The 16,437-nt window shown below is 71.5% G+C and carries 11 protein-coding genes; 9 read left to right on the top strand and 2 right to left on the bottom strand.

The window, feature by feature from the left end; translation table 11 throughout:
* Nucleotides 1-293: 293 nt before the first annotated feature.
* Nucleotides 294-1,301, top strand: coding sequence for a LacI family DNA-binding transcriptional regulator (locus BLT97_RS00990; RefSeq protein WP_093606709.1), 1,008 nt, complete (start codon nt 294-296; stop codon nt 1,299-1,301).
* A gap of 105 nt (nt 1,302-1,406) precedes the next feature.
* Here the strand turns inward: BLT97_RS00990 and BLT97_RS00985 are convergent, their stop codons facing one another.
* Nucleotides 1,407-3,689 (bottom strand): glycoside hydrolase family 3 C-terminal domain-containing protein, encoded by a 2,283-nt coding sequence (locus BLT97_RS00985; protein ID WP_093606708.1) that lies wholly within the window; start codon nt 3,687-3,689, stop codon nt 1,407-1,409.
* Nucleotides 3,690-3,912: 223 nt separating this feature from the next.
* Nucleotides 3,913-4,608, bottom strand: a complete 696-nt coding sequence (locus BLT97_RS00980; RefSeq protein ID WP_093606707.1) for a TetR/AcrR family transcriptional regulator — start codon at nt 4,606-4,608, stop codon at nt 3,913-3,915.
* A gap of 170 nt (nt 4,609-4,778) precedes the next feature.
* Between BLT97_RS00980 and BLT97_RS00975 the strand changes: the two genes are divergently transcribed.
* The 8 genes from BLT97_RS00975 (at nt 4,779) to yicI (ending at nt 16,436) form a co-directional block, all read left to right on the top strand.
* Nucleotides 4,779-6,104 carry an MFS transporter gene (locus BLT97_RS00975; RefSeq protein ID WP_093606706.1) on the top strand — a complete coding sequence of 442 codons (1,326 nt, stop codon included), beginning with the start codon at nt 4,779-4,781 and terminating at the stop codon, nt 6,102-6,104.
* Between the two features lie 100 nt (nt 6,105-6,204).
* Nucleotides 6,205-7,983, top strand: coding sequence for a glycoside hydrolase family 3 protein (locus BLT97_RS00970; protein WP_093606705.1), 1,779 nt, complete (start codon nt 6,205-6,207; stop codon nt 7,981-7,983).
* Between the two features lie 181 nt (nt 7,984-8,164).
* Entirely contained in the window at nt 8,165-9,277 is a 1,113-nt protein-coding gene (gene surE, locus BLT97_RS00965; RefSeq protein WP_093606704.1) for a 5'/3'-nucleotidase SurE, read from the top strand.
* A gap of 128 nt (nt 9,278-9,405) precedes the next feature.
* Nucleotides 9,406-10,866: a carboxylesterase/lipase family protein gene (locus BLT97_RS00960; protein ID WP_093606703.1), complete on the top strand. Its 1,461-nt coding sequence runs from the start codon at nt 9,406-9,408 to the stop codon at nt 10,864-10,866.
* Nucleotides 10,867-11,069: 203 nt separating this feature from the next.
* Complete coding sequence (locus BLT97_RS00955) at nt 11,070-12,365, top strand: extracellular solute-binding protein (protein ID WP_093606702.1); 1,296 nt, start codon at nt 11,070-11,072, stop codon at nt 12,363-12,365.
* Nucleotides 12,365-13,336, top strand: a complete 972-nt coding sequence (locus tag BLT97_RS00950; protein ID WP_093606701.1) for a carbohydrate ABC transporter permease — start codon at nt 12,365-12,367, stop codon at nt 13,334-13,336. Before BLT97_RS00955 ends, BLT97_RS00950 begins: the two co-directional genes overlap by 1 nt.
* On the top strand, nt 13,336-14,157 hold the full coding sequence (locus BLT97_RS00945) for a carbohydrate ABC transporter permease (RefSeq protein ID WP_425442625.1): 822 nt from the start codon (nt 13,336-13,338) through the stop codon (nt 14,155-14,157). Before BLT97_RS00950 ends, BLT97_RS00945 begins: the two co-directional genes overlap by 1 nt.
* Nucleotides 14,158-14,174: 17 nt before the next feature.
* Nucleotides 14,175-16,436 (top strand): alpha-xylosidase, encoded by a 2,262-nt coding sequence (gene yicI / locus BLT97_RS00940; RefSeq protein WP_093606700.1) that lies wholly within the window; start codon nt 14,175-14,177, stop codon nt 16,434-16,436.
* Nucleotide 16,437: the final 1 nt, after the last annotated feature.

The raw sequence follows: 16,437 nt of genomic DNA, 5'->3' as shown, positions 1-16,437 counted from the left end.
TTCGAGGGCCGGGTCGCGGACCGTCCGCGGGGAGGTGCGAGAGGCGTCCGTGGCGCTGGTGTTCAGGGTTTGGCCGCCCTGGCGCCGTGATCCGCCTGTTGCCTTCGGCGCCCGTACGTTGTGGCGTACGTCGCGTCGTACGTCGTGGCGTACTGCGCGGTCCCGGGGCTCGTTCGCCGAGGGCAGCGGGCGGCCACCCGGCCGGCACACCGTCCGCCGAGGTCCAAGATCCGACGCGTGTAACCTCGGCCCTGCAAGGCGTCGGGGGCGAGCGAGCGGGAGAACGTACGCACATGGCGGACAGCACGCCGGAGTCCCGGACGGTGACCAGCGCCGACGTGGCGCGGCTCGCGGGCGTCTCACGCGCCACCGTGTCCTTCGTGCTCAACGACACCAAAGGCGCACGGGTCAGCGCGGCCACCCGTGAGCGGGTGCTCGACGCCGCGCGCCGGCTCGGCTATGTGCCGCACGCCGCCGCGCGCTCCCTGCGTGCGGGCCGCAGCAACCTGGTCCTGATCCCCGCCTCCGTGTCCGCGATGGGCCGGCTCGCGAGCGAGTGGATCGACGACCTCCATGAGGCGCTGCACCGGCGCGGATACGTCACCGTGCTGCACGCGGGCCGCTTCGGCGACCCGGCCGAGGCCGCGCGCGCCTGGGCCGAGCTGCGGCCGGTGGCGGTGCTCGCGCTCGACGGCGACCGGTACACCGCGCCGACCGCCGACGTGCTCGCCCGCGCGGGGGTGCGGGCCCAACTCGCCTTCGCGGCGCGGCCCGTGCCCGGCACGTACACCATCGCCTTCGACCACCGCGATCTCGGCGCGGCGGCCGTGGAGCACCTGATCGCCTCGGGCCGTACGCGGATCGGCGTGATCATGCCGAAGGAGCGCGGCCTGGCCGCGTTCGCGGAACCCCGTCTGGCCGGCGCCGGTGAGGTGGCCGCCCGGCACATGGCGACGGTGGTCCCGGTGGAGCTCGCGTACGCGCACGAGGACGCCGCTGCGCTGGCCCGCCGCTGGGCGGAGCTCGGCCTGGACGGCGTGTTCGCGTACAACGACGAGTACGCCGCGCTGCTGCTGCACGCCCTGCGCGGCCAGGGCATCGCGGTGCCCGGGGAGGTCGCCGTGGTCGGCGCCGACGACCTCGTGCTGGCGGGCCTTCAGGACCCGCCGCTGACCACGGTGCGGATCGACATGCCCTCGGCCGAGGACATCGCCGCCCGGCTGGAGGAGCTCGTCGAGTCGGGGAGCGCCGAGCCCGCACCGCGTATCGAGGTGCGCCTGGTGCGCCGGGGGAGTGCCTGAGGGTCTGCGCGTCCGTAAGCGACTACCGCACGCACCGGCAGAGGCGGACGCAGGCGGTACCGGGTCCGCGCCGGGCCGGAGCCGGGCGCGGACCGTGCACCGACGTCAGGCCGAGGCGAACTTCCGTACCGCCGCCGCCACTTGCTCCTCGTCGACGGGAAAGCCGGGGAACCGGACCAGGCGGGAGAGCGGAATCGCGCGCATCATCGGGCCGTTGCGCGGATCCGACAGCATCGCGCCGAAGCCCTCCGTGCCCAGCGCCTCGCGCAGCCACGCACCGGCCGCCGGGTGCGCCAGCCAGTGCTCGGCCGAGGCGTCGGCGGTGAGCGGCACGGTGAACCCGTCGCCCGCGAGCTCGACCGTGGTCTCCAGGCGGATGTCCCGCGAGGACGCGCCGACCCGCAGCCCGAAGGTGCCGCCCTCGACGACCCAGCGGTGCGCGGACTCGTGCCAGAACGCGAAGGCGCGCGGGCCGAGGGTCAGCGTGACGGGGGCGCTGCGGCCGGGCTCGAGCGTGACCCGCGTGAAGGCGCGCAGTTCCTGCTCGGGACGCCGGACCGACGCCTCCGGGTCGGTCACGTACAGCTGCACGGTCTCGGTGCCGGTCCGCTCACCGGTGTTGGTCACGATGAAGGTGACGTCCACCTGCGGGTCGGCGCCGTCCCGCCGCACGGTGACCCCCAGTCCGCTGTACGCGAAGGACGTGTACGACAGGCCGTGCCCGAACGGGTAGGACACCTCGGCCCGGCGCGCGTCGTACCAGCGGTACCCGATGAACAGGCCCTCGCCGTACCGGACTTTGCCGCCCTCGCCGGGGAACGCGGTGTACGCCGGGGTGTCCTCCAGGCGCACGGGCAGTGTCTCGGCGAGCTTGCCGGAGGGCGTGGCCGCGCCGGTCAGGAGGTCGGCGACGGCCGAGCCGCCGGCCTGGCCGGGCAGCCAGGTCTCCAGGACGGCCTGCGCGCGGTCCTGCCAGGGGGCGAGGGTCACGGCGGAGCCGTTGGACAGCACGACCACCACGCGCGGGTTGGCGTCGGCGACGGCGTGCAGCAGCGCGACCTGCTGGGCGGGCAGATCCATGTGCGCGCGGTCGAAGCCCTCGGACTCGTAGTGCGTCGGCAGGCCGAGGAAGACGACGGCCACGTCGGCCGCGGCCGCGGTGCGCACGGCCTCGGCGACGAGCTCGGAGTCGGCCTCCTCGGAATCGACGACGTAACCGGGTGCGAAGGAGACCTCGCGGCGGCCCTCGAAGGCGCCGCGCAGGGCGTCGAGCGCGTTGTCGAGGCGGGCCGGGTTGACCTGCGAGGACCCGGAGCCCTGGTAGCGCGGGTTGCGTGCGAATTCGCCGATGACGGCCACCGTGCCCCCGGCCGCGGGGTCGAGGGGGAGCAGACCGTCTTCGTTCTTGAGGAGGACGGCGCTCGCGGTCGCGGCCTCGCGCGCGAGGGCGTGGTGGGCGTCCACGTCGAAGGGGCGGCCCGCGTCCTCGGCGGCGAGGGCGGGCTGCGCCCGGTCGACGAGGGTGAGCACGCGTGTGACGGCCAGATCGACCGCGGACTCGTCCAGTTCCCCCGCGGCCACCGCGTCGAGGATCAGCTTCGCGCCCGCGCCGCTGGACGAGGGCATCTCCAGGTCGTTGCCCGCGGCCACGGAGTCGGGGCGGTGGTTCACGCCGCCCCAGTCCGAGACGACCAGGCCCTCGAAACCCCACTCGCCGCGCAGGATGTCGGTGAGCAGTTCACGGTGCTCCGAGGTGTACGTGCCGTTGAGCCGGTTGTACGAGGACATCACGGTCCACGGCTGCGCCCGGGTCACCACGGTCTCGAAGGCCGCGAGGTAGATCTCGCGCAGGGTGCGCCCGTCGACCTCGGCGGAGACGGTCATGCGCTCCGTCTCCTGGTTGTTCACGGCGAAGTGCTTGAGCGAGGCGCCGACCCCTTGGCTCTGCACTCCCTCGACCCAGGCCGCGCCGAGCTCGCCGGTCAGGTGCGGGTCCTCGGAGAAGTACTCGAAGTTGCGGCCGCACAGCGGCGTGCGCTTCATGTTGATGCCGGGGCCGAGCAGTACGGAGACGCCCTCGGACCGGCATTCGCGGCCGAGCGCCGCGCCGACCCGTGCGAGCAGATCGGTGTCCCAGCTGGAGGCGAGGCCGGCGGCGGGCGGGAAGCAGGTGGCGGGGACGCTGTCGAACAGGCCCAGGTGGTCGCCGGTCTCCGGCTGCTTGCGCAGACCGTGCGGCCCGTCCGAGACCATCACGGAGGGGATGCCGAGGCGTTCGTTGGGCTCGGTGTGCCAGAAGTCCGCGCCGTCGAGCAGCGCGGCCTTCTCCTCCAGCGTGAGTGCGGCGAGCAGGGCGGGTATGTCGAGGCGCCGGGCGTCACTCGTCATGCGTCAACTCCAGGGTGGTGGCGGGAGGTGGGGCGGTGCGGGGTGTGGGCACCCGTGACCGCCGCTTGCATCGTACGCGCGAAAACCGAGTGAGTGATAGGTATTCGCGGGTGGCGGTGGACCGCGGTCGGTGGAGGAGGTGGCGAGCTCGGGCCGTACGGGCGTGGCAGGGCTCAGGTCGTACGGCGGCGGAAGAGCTCAGGTCGTACGGAGGTGAAAGGGCTCAGGCCGTACGCGGCGGAAGGCTCGCCCCGGTGGGGGAGAGGAAGCGGTAGAGCCGGTCCAGGTAGGTGTGCAGGCGCTTGCGCATGTCCACCGCGTCGGGGGTCAGTGCCCACTGGATCTGGATGCCGTCCATCACGGCGAGCACCTCGCGCGCCAGGGCGGCGCAGTCGGTGTCGGAGCGCAGCTCGCCCCGCTCGACCCCGTCGGCGAGCGCCCGTGCGAGCTGGTCCGCGACCCGCTCGTAGCGGCGGGCGAAGAACGCGTGCGCCGGGTGTCCCGGGTCGGAGGACTCGCCGATCAGGACGTTGAACATCCGGGTGCGGCCCGGGCGTTCGCTGTTGTGCGCGACCAGGTCGCACAGGCGGAGCAGACAGTCGGCGGCGGAGGCGAACTCGGCCGTGAAGAACCGCTCGATGTCGTGTTCCTCGCTGCGCTCGAGCACCGAGACGAGCAGGTCCTCCTTGCTGCGGAAATGGTGCAGCAGCCCGCCCTGGGTCACGCCGACGTCCTTGGCGATCCGGGCCAGCGAGGAGGCGTGGAAGCCCCACTGGGAGAAGTGCTCCACGGCCGTGTCCAGGATGCGGCGGCGGCGCTCGTCGCCCACCGCGTACGGACCGCGCGCCTGCTTCTTCGCGGCGCGCTGCTTCGGCGCGGGCTTCGTTGCGGGTGTGGCTGCGCGCTCCGACCGGTCCATGGGCAGCACCCTATCCGGCCGCCGATCTTGCCGGACGGCCGAGTGACTCAGGCCACATTTCCAAAACCTACTTGTTACTCGGTTTTCATGGTTCTCTTCTGCGAGCCACTGCGGTGCGCGTCCCCCACCCCGCCGCCTCACCTCTCTTCGCCGCACGAGGAGGTCCGGCCATGTCTCCCGCCGGAACCAGCAGTCCTTCCCCAGAATCCCTGGCCCCTCGCCTGTCCGCCGCCGCGCCGTCACATGAGTCGCCCCGCGAGCCGTCACCCGGGCCGTCCCCGTTCGGGCCCCGGCCCGCCGGCGGCGGACTCGGCAGGCTCCTGACGCTGCTCGCGCTCGGGCACACCGCCATGTTCATGGTCTACATGGGCGTGGGCCAGGTACTCCTGCCCGTGCAGATCGAGGCGCTCGACCCGGCCGACAAGGTCGCCAACCTCGGCCTGGTGTCAGGGATCTCGGCGGTATTCGCCACGCTCTTCAACCCGCTGGCCGGTCTCCTTTCGGACCGCTCGCGGCGCCGCAACCCCTGGATCCTCGGCGGCGGCATCGCGGCACTCGGCGCGCTCGCGCTGCTCGGCGCGATGCGCACCCTGCTGCTCGTCACCATCGGCTGGTGCCTGGTCCAGGCGATGATGAACGTCTACCAGGCCGCGATCACCGCCGTCGTCCCCGACCGCGTGCCGACCGAGCGCCGGGGCCTCGCCTCCGCCATGGTCGGCATCGGCACCCCGCTCGGTGTGATCGCCGGCGTCACGCTGGCCGCGTCCTTCGTGCCCGGCTCCGTCACCACCGGCTATCTCGCGCTCGGCGCGGTGATCGCGCTCGCCGCGGTGCTCTTCACCGCGCTCGTACGGGAACAGAAGCTGCCCGCCGTCGAATCGGTGCCGCTCGCCCGGCAGTTCGCGGCCTTCGGTGCCGCGCTCAAGGCGCCCGACTTCCGCTGGGCGTTCATCGGCCGCTTCCTGATGATGCTGGGCTACTTCTCGGTCGCGCTGTTCCAGCTCTACATCGTGCAGGACCACATCAGCCTGCCCGCAGGACTCGAACCCGCCGAGGCCGTGGCGATCCTGTCCCCGGTCAACGCCCTCTGCATGCTGCTCGCCACGGTCGTGGGCGGGGTGTTCTCGGACCGCATCGGCCGGCGCAAGCCGTTCATCGCCGTCAGCTGCGTCCTGACCGCGGTCGGCATGGCGGCCCCCGTGCTCAGCAGCACCTGGACGGGCATGCTGGTCTTCGCCGCCGTCACCGGCCTGTCCTTCGGCTGCTTCATGGCCGTCGACACCGCCCTGGTGACCCTGGTCCTGCCGAGCGCCGACGACGCGGCCCGCGACATGGGCGTGCTCAACATCGCCAACGCCGGACCGCAGATCATCGGCCCCTTCCTCGCCTCGGTGGTCGTGGCCCAACTCGGCGGCTACACGGGCCTGTTCGTCACCGGCGCGGTGATCACCATCCTCGGCGCGCTGTCCGTCGTCCCGATCCGCGGCGTGCGCTGAGCCCGTCACGGGCCTCGCGAAGCGCCGCCCGCGGCCTGGCGAAGCGCCCCTCTCGGCCTCCCGAACGCGCCACCCGTACACCCCTCCTGGAGAACGCACCATGCTTCCCGCACCCCGCAACGACGGCCACCCGTACCAGAATCCCGCCCTGCCCGTGGACGAGCGGGTCGACGACCTGCTCGCCCGGATGACGCTGGAGGAGAAGGCGGGCCAGCTCTTCCACACCGTGCTGCCCCTGCACGAGGACGGCCGTACGGTCGAGGCGGGCGACGCCACCGCCATGGTCGCCGCCGACACCTCCGGCCTCATCGGCACCCGCCAGCTGACCCACTTCAACCTGCTCGGCGGCGCCGGGCCCCGGCAGATGGCCGAGTGGCACAACCGGGTCCAGGAGCTGGCCGCCGCCACCCGCCTCGGCATCCCGGTCACGGTCTCCACCGACCCGCGCCACTCCTTCACCACCAACATCGGCGCCTCGTTCAGCGCGGGAGCCTTCTCCGCCTGGCCCGAGCCGACCGGCCTCGCCGCCGTGCGCGACCCCGAACTCGTGCACCGCTTCGCCGACATCGCCCGCCGCGAGTACCTGGCCGTGGGCCTGCGCGTGGCCCTGCACCCGCAGATCGACCTCGCCACCGAGCCCCGCTGGGCCCGCCAGTCCGGCACCTTCGGCGCGGACGCGGCCCTGACCGGCGAGCTGGTCGCCGCGTACATCCGCGGCTTCCAGGGCGAGGAGCTCGGCGCCGGCAGCGTGGCCACCATGGTCAAGCACTTCCCCGGCGGCGGCCCGCAGAAGGACGGCGAGGACCCGCACTTCCCGCACGGCAAGGAGCAGGTCTACCCGGGGGGTATGCGCGACCACCACCTGGAGCCGTTCAAGGCCGCCATCGCCGCGGGCGCCTCGCAGATGATGCCGTACTACGGGCAGCCCGTCGGCACCGACTGGGAAGAGGTCGGCTTCGGTTTCAACAAGGGCGTGGTCACGGGCCTGTTGCGCGAGGAGCTCGGCTTCGAGGGCATCGTGTGCACCGACTGGGGCCTGCTCACCGACCAGCCGATCTTCGGCGAGCTGCACCGGGCGCGCGCCTGGGGCGTGGAGCACCTCTCCGTCGCCGAGCGCGCGGCGAAGGCCCTGGACGCGGGCGCCGACCAGTTCGGCGGCGAGGCCTGCCCCGAGGTGATCGTGGACCTGGTCCGCTCCGGCCGGATCGGCGAGGAGCGCATCGACGCCTCGGTGCGCCGGCTACTGCGCGAGAAGTTCGTGCTCGGCCTCTTCGACCAGCCGTACGTCGACCCGGAGCGGGCCGAGGAGATCGTCGGGAACAGCGAGTTCCGCGGCGCCGGGGAGGCCGCCCAGCGCCGCTCGCTCACCGTCCTCGTCAACCGCGACGCCACCCTGCCCGTCGCGAGCGAGCGGCCGAAGCTGTACGTGGAGGGCCTCGACGAGGAGGTCGCGGCCCGGTACGGGGAGCTGGTCGGCACACCTGCCGAGGCCGACCTGGCGCTGCTGCGGCTGCACACCCCGTACGAGCACCGCGCCAACAAGTTCGAGGCGCTCTTCCACACCGGCCGGCTGAACTTCACCGAGGAGGAGCTCAAGCCTCTGCTCGCGGTGCTCGACGCCGTGCCCACCGTGGTGCTCCAGCATCTCGAACGGCCCGCCGTCATCCCGGAGATCGCCGAGCGCGCCGCCGCGGTGGTGGCCGACTTCGGTGCGAGCGACGCCGCCCTCCTGGACGTGGTGTTCGGCCACGCACGCCCCGAGGGCCGGTTGCCCTACGAACTGCCCCGCTCCATGGCCGCCGTCGAGGCCTCGCCCAGCGATGTGCCGAACTCCACCGAGGACCCGCTGTTCCCGTACGGAGCCGGCCTCGACCTCTGACGAACCGGCGGACGCTGCACGACTGAGCCACCAGACGCGGCACGACTGAGCCACCGGAGGCGGCACATCACAAGCCCCGCCCGGTGCCGCCTCCGGTTTCCGTCTCCCGCGTCGCCCTGTCCGTACCGACAACACATCAGCGCCTCATCAACTCCACAGCCATCAAAGGGGATTCACCGCCATGAACCGCCCTCGCCGACCCGCCGTCCGCACGTGCGTCACCGCCGCGGCCGCGACCGTCCTGGCCTGCACCGGCATCACCGCGTCCGCGGCCTCCGGCACGGCACCGTCCGCGGCGGACGCCACCTCCGGGCGTCCGCTCGCGGGGCTGCGCGTCCTGCTCACCAACGACGACTCCATGCAGGCCGCCAAGGCCTCCGGCTCCGACGGGCTCGGCCTGTACGAGCTGCGCAAGGGCCTGTGCGCCGCGGGCGCGGACGTTGTCACCCTCGCGCCCTGGCAGGTGCAGTCCGGCAAGGGCACCGCCGTCACCAACGGCGGCACCCTCTCGCTGAGCCGGCGCGCGGAACTGCCCGCCGGATACGGCGGCGACTGCTCGGGCACGCCCTCCGGTTCCCCCGTCTACGGGATCTGCCTGGCCACCGGACCCTGCGGCCCGGACTCGCCGAGCGCCACCCCCGCCGACACCGTCAAGTTCGCCCTGCGCGGCGGGCTCGCCGCCAAGGCGGGCTGGAAGGACGGCCCCGACCTCGTGGTCACGGGCATCAACTCGGGCCCGAACGTGAGCGCCCAGGTCAACGACTCCGGCACCGTCGGCGCCGCGCTCTCCGCGCTCGACGAGGGCGTCCCCGCCCTCGCCTTCTCCTCCTCCGGCGACAGCAGCCAGTTCACCTTCCCCGTCGCCAACTACCGTGCCCACGCCCGCTTCGCCGCCGGATTCATCGCCGGGCTGCGGGAACGCGACCTGTTCACCGACCGGTTCGTGCTCAAGGTCGACTACCCGGACGTGAGCGCCGGACAGCGGGCGAAGCCGCCGGTGTGGACGAGCGTGGGCCACGGCAAGGTCGTCTGGCACGCCTACGAGGCTCGCAAGCCGGGGGAGCAGGGCGGCGACCTCTACGACATCACCTTCGGCCTCTGCGACAACAAGCCCGAAAGCGAGTGCACCGAGACCGTCAGGGACGCCGACTCCACCGCGCTCTTCGAGCGGGGCCACATCACCGTCGCGCCCGTCACCGCCGACCGCACCTACGGCGTGCGCACGAGTGGCGCCGGACAGCGTGAGCTGGCCCGCGTGAAGTGGTACGTGGAGCACCGCGCTCCGCGTTCCTGACCCCCAGCCGGCCGGCCGCGGACCTCACCCTGACCCGGAGCCCGCGGCCGGCCTCCCCGTACCGTCGGAACGCCCCCACCCCCGTCAGCTCGCATGAACACCCCGTCCCACCGCCCGGAGGCCCGCCCATGACCCCGTCGTCCCACCCCGTCGTCCGCACGAGCGCGGGTCCCGTCCGCGGAGAGCGGCGCGGTGACAGCGTGCGCTTCCTGGGCCTCCCGTATGCCCAACCCCCGGTCGGTGAGCTGCGGTTCGCCGCTCCCGTGCCGCCCGTCCCCTGGACGGAGGTGCGCGAGGCGACGGCGTACGGGCCGACCGCGCAGCGCCGCCCGCTGTTCGAGGTCACGACCATCCCCGAGCCGAGCATCCCGGGCGACGGCACCCTCAACCTCAACGTCTTCACCCCCGACGCCGCGCCCGGCGCGGCGCTGCCCGTCCTGGTGTGGATCCACGGCGGCGGCTTCCTCGCGGGCAGCGCGGCCAGCCCCTGGTATGACGGTGCCGCCTTCAACCGCGACGGGATCGTCGTCGTGACCATCGGCTACCGGCTCGGCATCGAAGGATTCCTGCACCTGTCCGACGCCCCCGACAACCGCGGCGTCCTCGACTGGATCGCCGCGCTCGAATGGGTCCAGGAGAACATCGCGGCCTTCGGCGGCGATCCCCGCAAGGTCACGGTCGCCGGCCAGTCGGCGGGCGGCGGCGCCGTGCAGACCCTGCTCGCCACGCCCGGGGCCCGCGGACTGTTCCGCGGCGCGATCTCGATGTCCGGCGCCGTCATGAGCCCGCAGGAGCGCGAGACCGCCGAAGCGGTGAGCCGGCTGTTCACGGCCCGCACGGGCCTTGCCGCCACGGCCGCCGCGCTGCGGGGCCGCACCGAGGACGAACTGCTCGCCCTCCGGGACCAGTTGACCGCCCCCGGACCGGACCGCGACGCCCTGCCGATGCTGGCCCTCGCCCCGTTCGCCGACGGCAAGCTCATCCCGCAGGCCGTGCCCGACGCACTCGCCCACGGCGGCGCGGGCACGGACATCCCGCTGCTCGCCGGATCCACGACCCACGAGTTCAACGCCATCCCGCACCCCGGCGCCACCCACACCGACCTCCGCGCCCTGCTCACGGGCCTCGGCCTGGGCGAGGAAGGCATCCGGCGCTTCCTGGATCTGTACGAGGCCCCGACGGAGGCCGACCCCGCCGCCCTCATGGGCCAAGCCGTCACGGACGCCACGTTCCGCGCGCCGGCGCTGCGGCTGGCCGAAGGACGCGCCCGCGCCTCGGCGCCGACCTGGCTCTACGAGTTCGGCTGGACCGGCACCGTCCTGCCGGGGCTCGCCTACCACTGCACCGACCTGCCGTTCGCCTTCGACCTCCTGGACGCTCCCGGCGTCGCCGCCGCACTCGGTGACACAGCGCCGCAGCTGCTCGCGGACGCGATGCACGGCGCGTGGGTGTCGTTCGTCCGCGACCTCGACCCGGGCCGCCACTGGCCGCCGTATACGACCGGGGGCCGCGCCACGATGCTGTTCGGCGCCGAGGCGCGCGTGGACGAGGATCCGCTGCGCGCCGTCCGGGAGATCTGGCAGGGGTGAATCCGGCTTCCGGCCCCGGTCGAAGGCCCGGCGTGACCGCCGCGCCGGGAGACCGGGGCCGACGAGATTTGTTAACGCCATTGACGTAAGCCCTCCGCGTCCCTACCTTCCTCCGTCGAAGCGTTTCGACGCCGTTCATCGAATCGATTCGACGGCGCAACGCACATCCCTTGCGGACCCACCAACTCCCGCGGAGGCAGTCGATGTTGAAGGCACGGAGAAGGGCGCGCCTCCTGGCGGCTGCCCTGGCAGGGATCCTCTCGATGAGCACGCTCGCCGCGTGCGGCGACGACGCAGGCGGAGGAGGAGACGGCAAGACGCTCAGGCTCTGGCACTACGAAGCGCCCGAGAGCGCCATGGGGAAGGCGTGGAACGAGGCCATCGCCGAGTTCAAGAAGAAGAACCCCGACGTGAAGGTCGAGTTCGAGGCCAAGGGCTTCGAGCAGATCCAGAAGACCGCGCCCCAGGTGCTCAACTCCGACGAGGCCCCCGACCTCCTCGAATACAACAAGGGCAACGCGACGACCGGCCAGCTGTCCAAGCAGGGGCTGCTCACCGATCTGAGCACGGTGGCGAAGGAGCGCGGCTGGGACAAGGCGATCCCGCCGACCGTCGCCGTCACCAGCCGCTACAACAAGGGCGTGATGGGCTCCGGTCCCTGGTACGGGGTCCCGAACTACGCCGAGTACACCCTCGTCTACTACAACAAGGACCTCTTCGCCGAACACGGCGTCGAAGTGCCCACCACCGTCGACGAGTTGGAGCAGGCGCTCGCCACCTTCAAGGAAGCGGGCCTCACCCCGTTCGCGAACGGCGGCGCCGAGTACGTCGCCCAGCAGTACGTCTACCAGCTGGCCCTCTCGCAGGCCGACCGCTCCTGGGTCGAGTCCTTCCAGATGAAGGGCGCCACCGACTTCTCCGACGCGGCGTGGACGTATGCCGCCGAGACCTTCGCCGACTGGGTCGACAAGGGCTACATCGCCAAGAGCTCCAGCGGAGTCAAGGCCGAGGACGCCGGGGTCTCCTTCATGCAGGGCAAGCATCCGCTGTTCTTCTCCGGCAGCTGGTGGTTCGGCCGGTTCGGCACCGAGATCAAGAAGTTCGACTGGGACACCTTCATGTGGCCCGGCAGCAAGATGACGCTCGGCTCCGGCGGCAACCTCTGGGTGGTGCCCGAAGGCGCCAAGAACAAGGAACTCGCCTACGACTTCATCGACATCACGATGCAGAAGGGGATCCAGAACACCCTCGGCAACGCCGGCGGTGTGCCGGTCGCCGCGGACCCCTCGGGCATCACCGACGCGCGGTCCAAGAAGCTCATCGAGCAGTTCGACTCGCTCGCCGGGAACGACGGCCTCGCGTTCTACCCCGACTGGCCCGCCAACGGCTTCTACGACAGCCTCACCTCCGAGGTGCAGAAGCTCATCACCCAGAGCGCCGAGCCCGCCGACGTCCTGAAGGCCTTGCAGGCCGAATACGACGAGAACGTGCTCAAGTAATGGCGGCCGTCCTCACCAAGACGGCGACCGACGCCGGCGGGAGCCCTCCCGGTCCCCGCCGGCGCCCGGCCCGGGCCGGCCGCCCCCGGTCGGAGGGCTCGTACGCCCTGTACCTGCTGCCCGGTGCGCTGGCCTTCCTCGTCGTGATCGTCGTGCCGTTCCTGATGAACACCGGGATCAGCTTCACGGAGTGGTCGGGCGTCGGCACCCCCGAGTTCACCGGCCTCGACAACTACGAGAAGCTGCTCGGCGACGAGGACTTCTGGGAGTCCTTCCGGCACAGCCTCGCGATGGTCGTGGCCATGGCGGTGCTGCCCACCGCCCTCGGACTCGTCCTCGCCACGGCCCTGTTCGACGTCGTGGCCAAGCATGCGGGAGCCCGCTGGGCCTCCGTGCTGCGCGCCTGCTTCTACCTGCCGCAGGTGCTGCCCATCGCGGTCGCCGGCATCGTGTGGAGCTGGATCCTCGCCCCCGAGAACGGCTCGCTCAACGACCTGCTCGGCGCCCTAGGCCTCGACGGCCTGCAACAGGACTGGCTCGGCGACCCCGACTGGGCCCTGTACAGCGTCATGGCCGTCATGGTCTGGGTGCAGATCGGCTTCCCGCTGGTCATCTTCATGTCCGGGCTGCAACGCCTCGACCCGGCCCTGCACGAGGCGGCCGAGCTGGACGGCGCCGGCTGGTGGCGGCGCCTGTGGCACATCACACTGCCCCAACTGCGCCCGGAGATCGCCGTGGTGCTGCTGTGGTGCACCATCGCGGCCCTGAAGGTCTTCGGCATGGTGTACGTGCTGACCGGCGGCGGACCCGGCGGATCCACCAACGTGCCGTCCTACTTCGCGTACCAGAACTTCTTCGAGAACTTCCAGGCGGGCTACGGAGCAGCGATCTCCACCGTCCTCACCATCCTGATCATGGTGCTGGCCGTCGTAGCCCTGCGCCTGCAGACCAAGGCGGAGGACGAGACCTGATGACCGCCGTCAAGAAGTACCCCGTGCTCGCCGCGCTCGTACTCGGCGCGCTCTTCATGGTGCTGCCGTTCGCGGTGGTGCTCATGAACGCGGTGAAGTCGCCCGACGAGTACTCCTCCGACGGGCCGCTCAGCCTGCCGGACGGGCTCCACCTGGACGGGATCACCACGTTCTGGGAGCGCGTCGACTTCGGCGAGAAGCTGTGGAACTCCGTGCTGATCTCCGGCTCGGTGGCGCTGCTCGCCGTGGTGCTCTCCGTGTTCAGCGCGTACGCCATCGGCATCGGCCGGATCAAGGGGCGGCCCTGGGTGCTCGCCTTCTTCGTGCTGGCCAACATGCTGCCGCAGGAGGCCCTGGTCTACCCGGTCTACTACCTCTCCAAGGAGGCCGGTCTCTACGACACCAGGCTCAGCGTGATCATCGTCTTCACGGTGATCCAGTCGGCCTTCGGCACCTATCTGCTGGCCTCGGTGCTCTCCGGCTTCCCACGGGAGGTCATCGAGGCGGCCCGGATCGACGGTGCCACCAAGTGGCAGGTCCTGTGGCGGGTGGTCGTGCCGGTCAGCAGGCCCACGATCGGCGTCCTGATGGTGCTGTTCTTCATCTGGACCTGGAACGAGTTCCTGCTCCCGCTCGTGATGCTCGTCTCCGACGACGTCCAGACCGTGTCCGTCGCCCTCGGGGTCCTCCAGGGCCAGCGCGACATGGACGCCACGATGACCAACGCCGCCGCCCTCCTCGGCGTGCTGCCCGCTCTCGCCTTCTTCCTCGTCTTCCAGCGGACGCTGACCCGCGGCATCGCCGTGGGCGCCGTCAAATAGCCCTGAAAGGCAGCCGCATGAAGTTCACCGACGGCTACTGGCTGCTGCGCGGCGGCGTCAACGCCGCGTACCCGGTCGAAGTGCTCGACGTGACCGGCACCGATGCCGGCACTCTCGAGATCCATGCCCCCACCCAGCCCATCCGGCACCGTGGCGACCTCCTGAAGGGCCCGGTCATGACCGTCTCGTGCCACTCCCCGCTGCCCGACGTGATCGGCGTGACGCTCAAGCACTTCGACGGGGAGGTCGACCGCGGCCCGCACTTCGCCCTCGCCGACGGCGACACCCACGCACGGATCTCGTACGACGACGACCACGCCCTGCTGATGTCCGGCAGCCTCGCCCTGCGGGTGCCCCGCAGCGGTCCCTGGCAGCTGGACTTCCTCACCGCGGACGGCCTGCGCCCGCTGACCTCCTCCGGCCCGAAGGCCATGGGCATCATGCAGACCGACAGCGGAGAGCACTATCTGCGCGAACAGCTGAGCCTCGGTGTCGGCACGCATGTCTACGGCCTGGGGGAGCGGTTCGGACCGCTGGTCAAGAACGGCCAGGTGGTCGACATCTGGAACGCCGACGGCGGCACGGCCACCGAACAGGCGTACAAGAACGTGCCGTTCTACCTCACCGACGCCGGCTACGGCGTGTTCGTCGACCACCCCGGCCGGGTCTCCCTGGAGGTCGGCTCCGAGGCGGTCTCGCGCGTGCAGTTCAGCGTCGAGGACCAGGAGCTCACGTACTACGTCATCCACGGACCGACCCCGAAGGAGATCCTGCGCAAGTACACCGCGCTCACCGGCCGGCCCGCACTGCCACCCGCCTGGTCGTTCGGGCTGTGGCTGTCCACCTCGTTCACCACCTCCTACGACGAGGAGACCGTCACCTCCTTCATCGACGGCATGGCCGAGCGCGAACTGCCGCTGTCCGTCTTCCACTTCGACTGCTTCTGGATGCGCGAGTTCAACTGGTGCGACTTCCAGTGGGACCCGCGCGTCTTCCCCGACCCGGCCGGAATGCTCGCCCGCCTCAAGGAGAAGGGGCTGCGCATCTGCGTCTGGATCAACCCGTACATCGCACAGCGCTCCCCGCTGTTCGCCGAAGGGCGCGAAGGCGGCTATCTGCTCAGGAAGCCGGACGGCAGTGTCTGGCAGTGGGACCTGTGGCAGCCGGGCATGGCGCTCGTCGACTTCAGCAACCCGCAGGCCAGGGCCTGGTACGCGGCCAAGCTGGAGGCGCTGCTCGACATGGGCGTGGACTGCTTCAAGACCGACTTCGGCGAGCGGGTCCCCACGGACGTGGCGTACTTCGACGGCTCCGACCCCGAGCGGATGCACAACTACTACACGTACCTCTACAACCAGACCGTCTTCGACGTCCTGACCAAGCACCGCGGCGAGGGCGAGGCCGTGGTCTTCGCGCGCTCGGCGACCACCGGCAGCCAGCAGTTCCCGGTGCACTGGGGCGGGGACTGCGAGTCCACGTACGAGGCGATGGCCGAGTCGCTGCGCGGCGGACTCTCACTCGGCATGTCGGGCTTCGGCTACTGGAGCCATGACATCGGCGGCTTCGAAGGCACCCCGTCCCCGGCGCTCTTCAAGCGCTGGATCGCCTTCGGTCTGCTGTCCTCGCACTCGCGGCTCCACGGCTCGTCCTCCTACCGGGTGCCCTGGCTCTTCGACGAGGAGGCCGTGGACGTCCTGCGCACCTTCACCCGCCTCAAGCTGCGCCTCATGCCGTACCTGGACGCCGTCTCGCGGCAGGCGCACACCGAGGGGGTCCCGATGATGCGGGCGATGGCCCTCGAATTCCCCGAGGACCCGGCGTGCACCCACCTGGAACGCCAGTACATGCTCGGCCCCGACCTCCTCGTCGCCCCGGTGTTCTCGGACGAGGGAGACGTCTCGTACTACGTGCCCGAAGGGACCTGGACTCATCTGCTCACCGGTGAACAGGTGCAGGGCCCGCGCTGGGTGACGGAGCGTCACGGATTCGACAGCGTGCCCGTCCTGGTGCGCCCCGGCGCTGTGCTGCCGGTCGGCGCCGTCGAGGACCGCCCGGACTACGACTACGCGGATGGGGTCACCCTGCACGCGTACGGACTGCGCGGCGGCGAACGGGTACAACTCGCCGTCGGCGGCGTGGACTTCACGGTGGTCTGCGAAGGTGCCACGGTACGGGCGTCGGCGAGCGACGCGAGCCGCCCGTGGGCGCTGCGGGTGGCGGGCGGACCCGTGGTCCGGGCCGAGGCCGGCACCGCGGTGCTCGTGGCGGAGCTCAGCTGAA

The organism is Streptomyces indicus, assembly GCF_900100315.1.
Lineage (GTDB): Bacteria > Actinomycetota > Actinomycetes > Streptomycetales > Streptomycetaceae > Streptomyces > Streptomyces indicus.
The sequence above is the reverse complement of the archived record's forward strand: the minus strand, read 5'-3'. Positions and strand labels throughout refer to the sequence as shown.

Coding starts and splice junctions, on each gene's coding strand:
- BLT97_RS00960 (WP_093606703.1), top strand. CDS start 9,406: ATGACCCCGTCGTCCCACCCCGTCGTCCGCACGAGCGCGGGTCCCGTC.
- BLT97_RS00980 (WP_093606707.1), bottom strand. CDS start 4,608: ATGGACCGGTCGGAGCGCGCAGCCACACCCGCAACGAAGCCCGCGCCG.
- BLT97_RS00950 (WP_093606701.1), top strand. CDS start 12,365: ATGGCGGCCGTCCTCACCAAGACGGCGACCGACGCCGGCGGGAGCCCT.
- BLT97_RS00945 (WP_425442625.1), top strand. CDS start 13,336: ATGACCGCCGTCAAGAAGTACCCCGTGCTCGCCGCGCTCGTACTCGGC.
- BLT97_RS00990 (WP_093606709.1), top strand. CDS start 294: ATGGCGGACAGCACGCCGGAGTCCCGGACGGTGACCAGCGCCGACGTG.
- yicI (WP_093606700.1), top strand. CDS start 14,175: ATGAAGTTCACCGACGGCTACTGGCTGCTGCGCGGCGGCGTCAACGCC.
- BLT97_RS00970 (WP_093606705.1), top strand. CDS start 6,205: ATGCTTCCCGCACCCCGCAACGACGGCCACCCGTACCAGAATCCCGCC.
- BLT97_RS00955 (WP_093606702.1), top strand. CDS start 11,070: ATGTTGAAGGCACGGAGAAGGGCGCGCCTCCTGGCGGCTGCCCTGGCA.
- BLT97_RS00975 (WP_093606706.1), top strand. CDS start 4,779: ATGTCTCCCGCCGGAACCAGCAGTCCTTCCCCAGAATCCCTGGCCCCT.
- BLT97_RS00985 (WP_093606708.1), bottom strand. CDS start 3,689: ATGACGAGTGACGCCCGGCGCCTCGACATACCCGCCCTGCTCGCCGCA.
- surE (WP_093606704.1), top strand. CDS start 8,165: ATGAACCGCCCTCGCCGACCCGCCGTCCGCACGTGCGTCACCGCCGCG.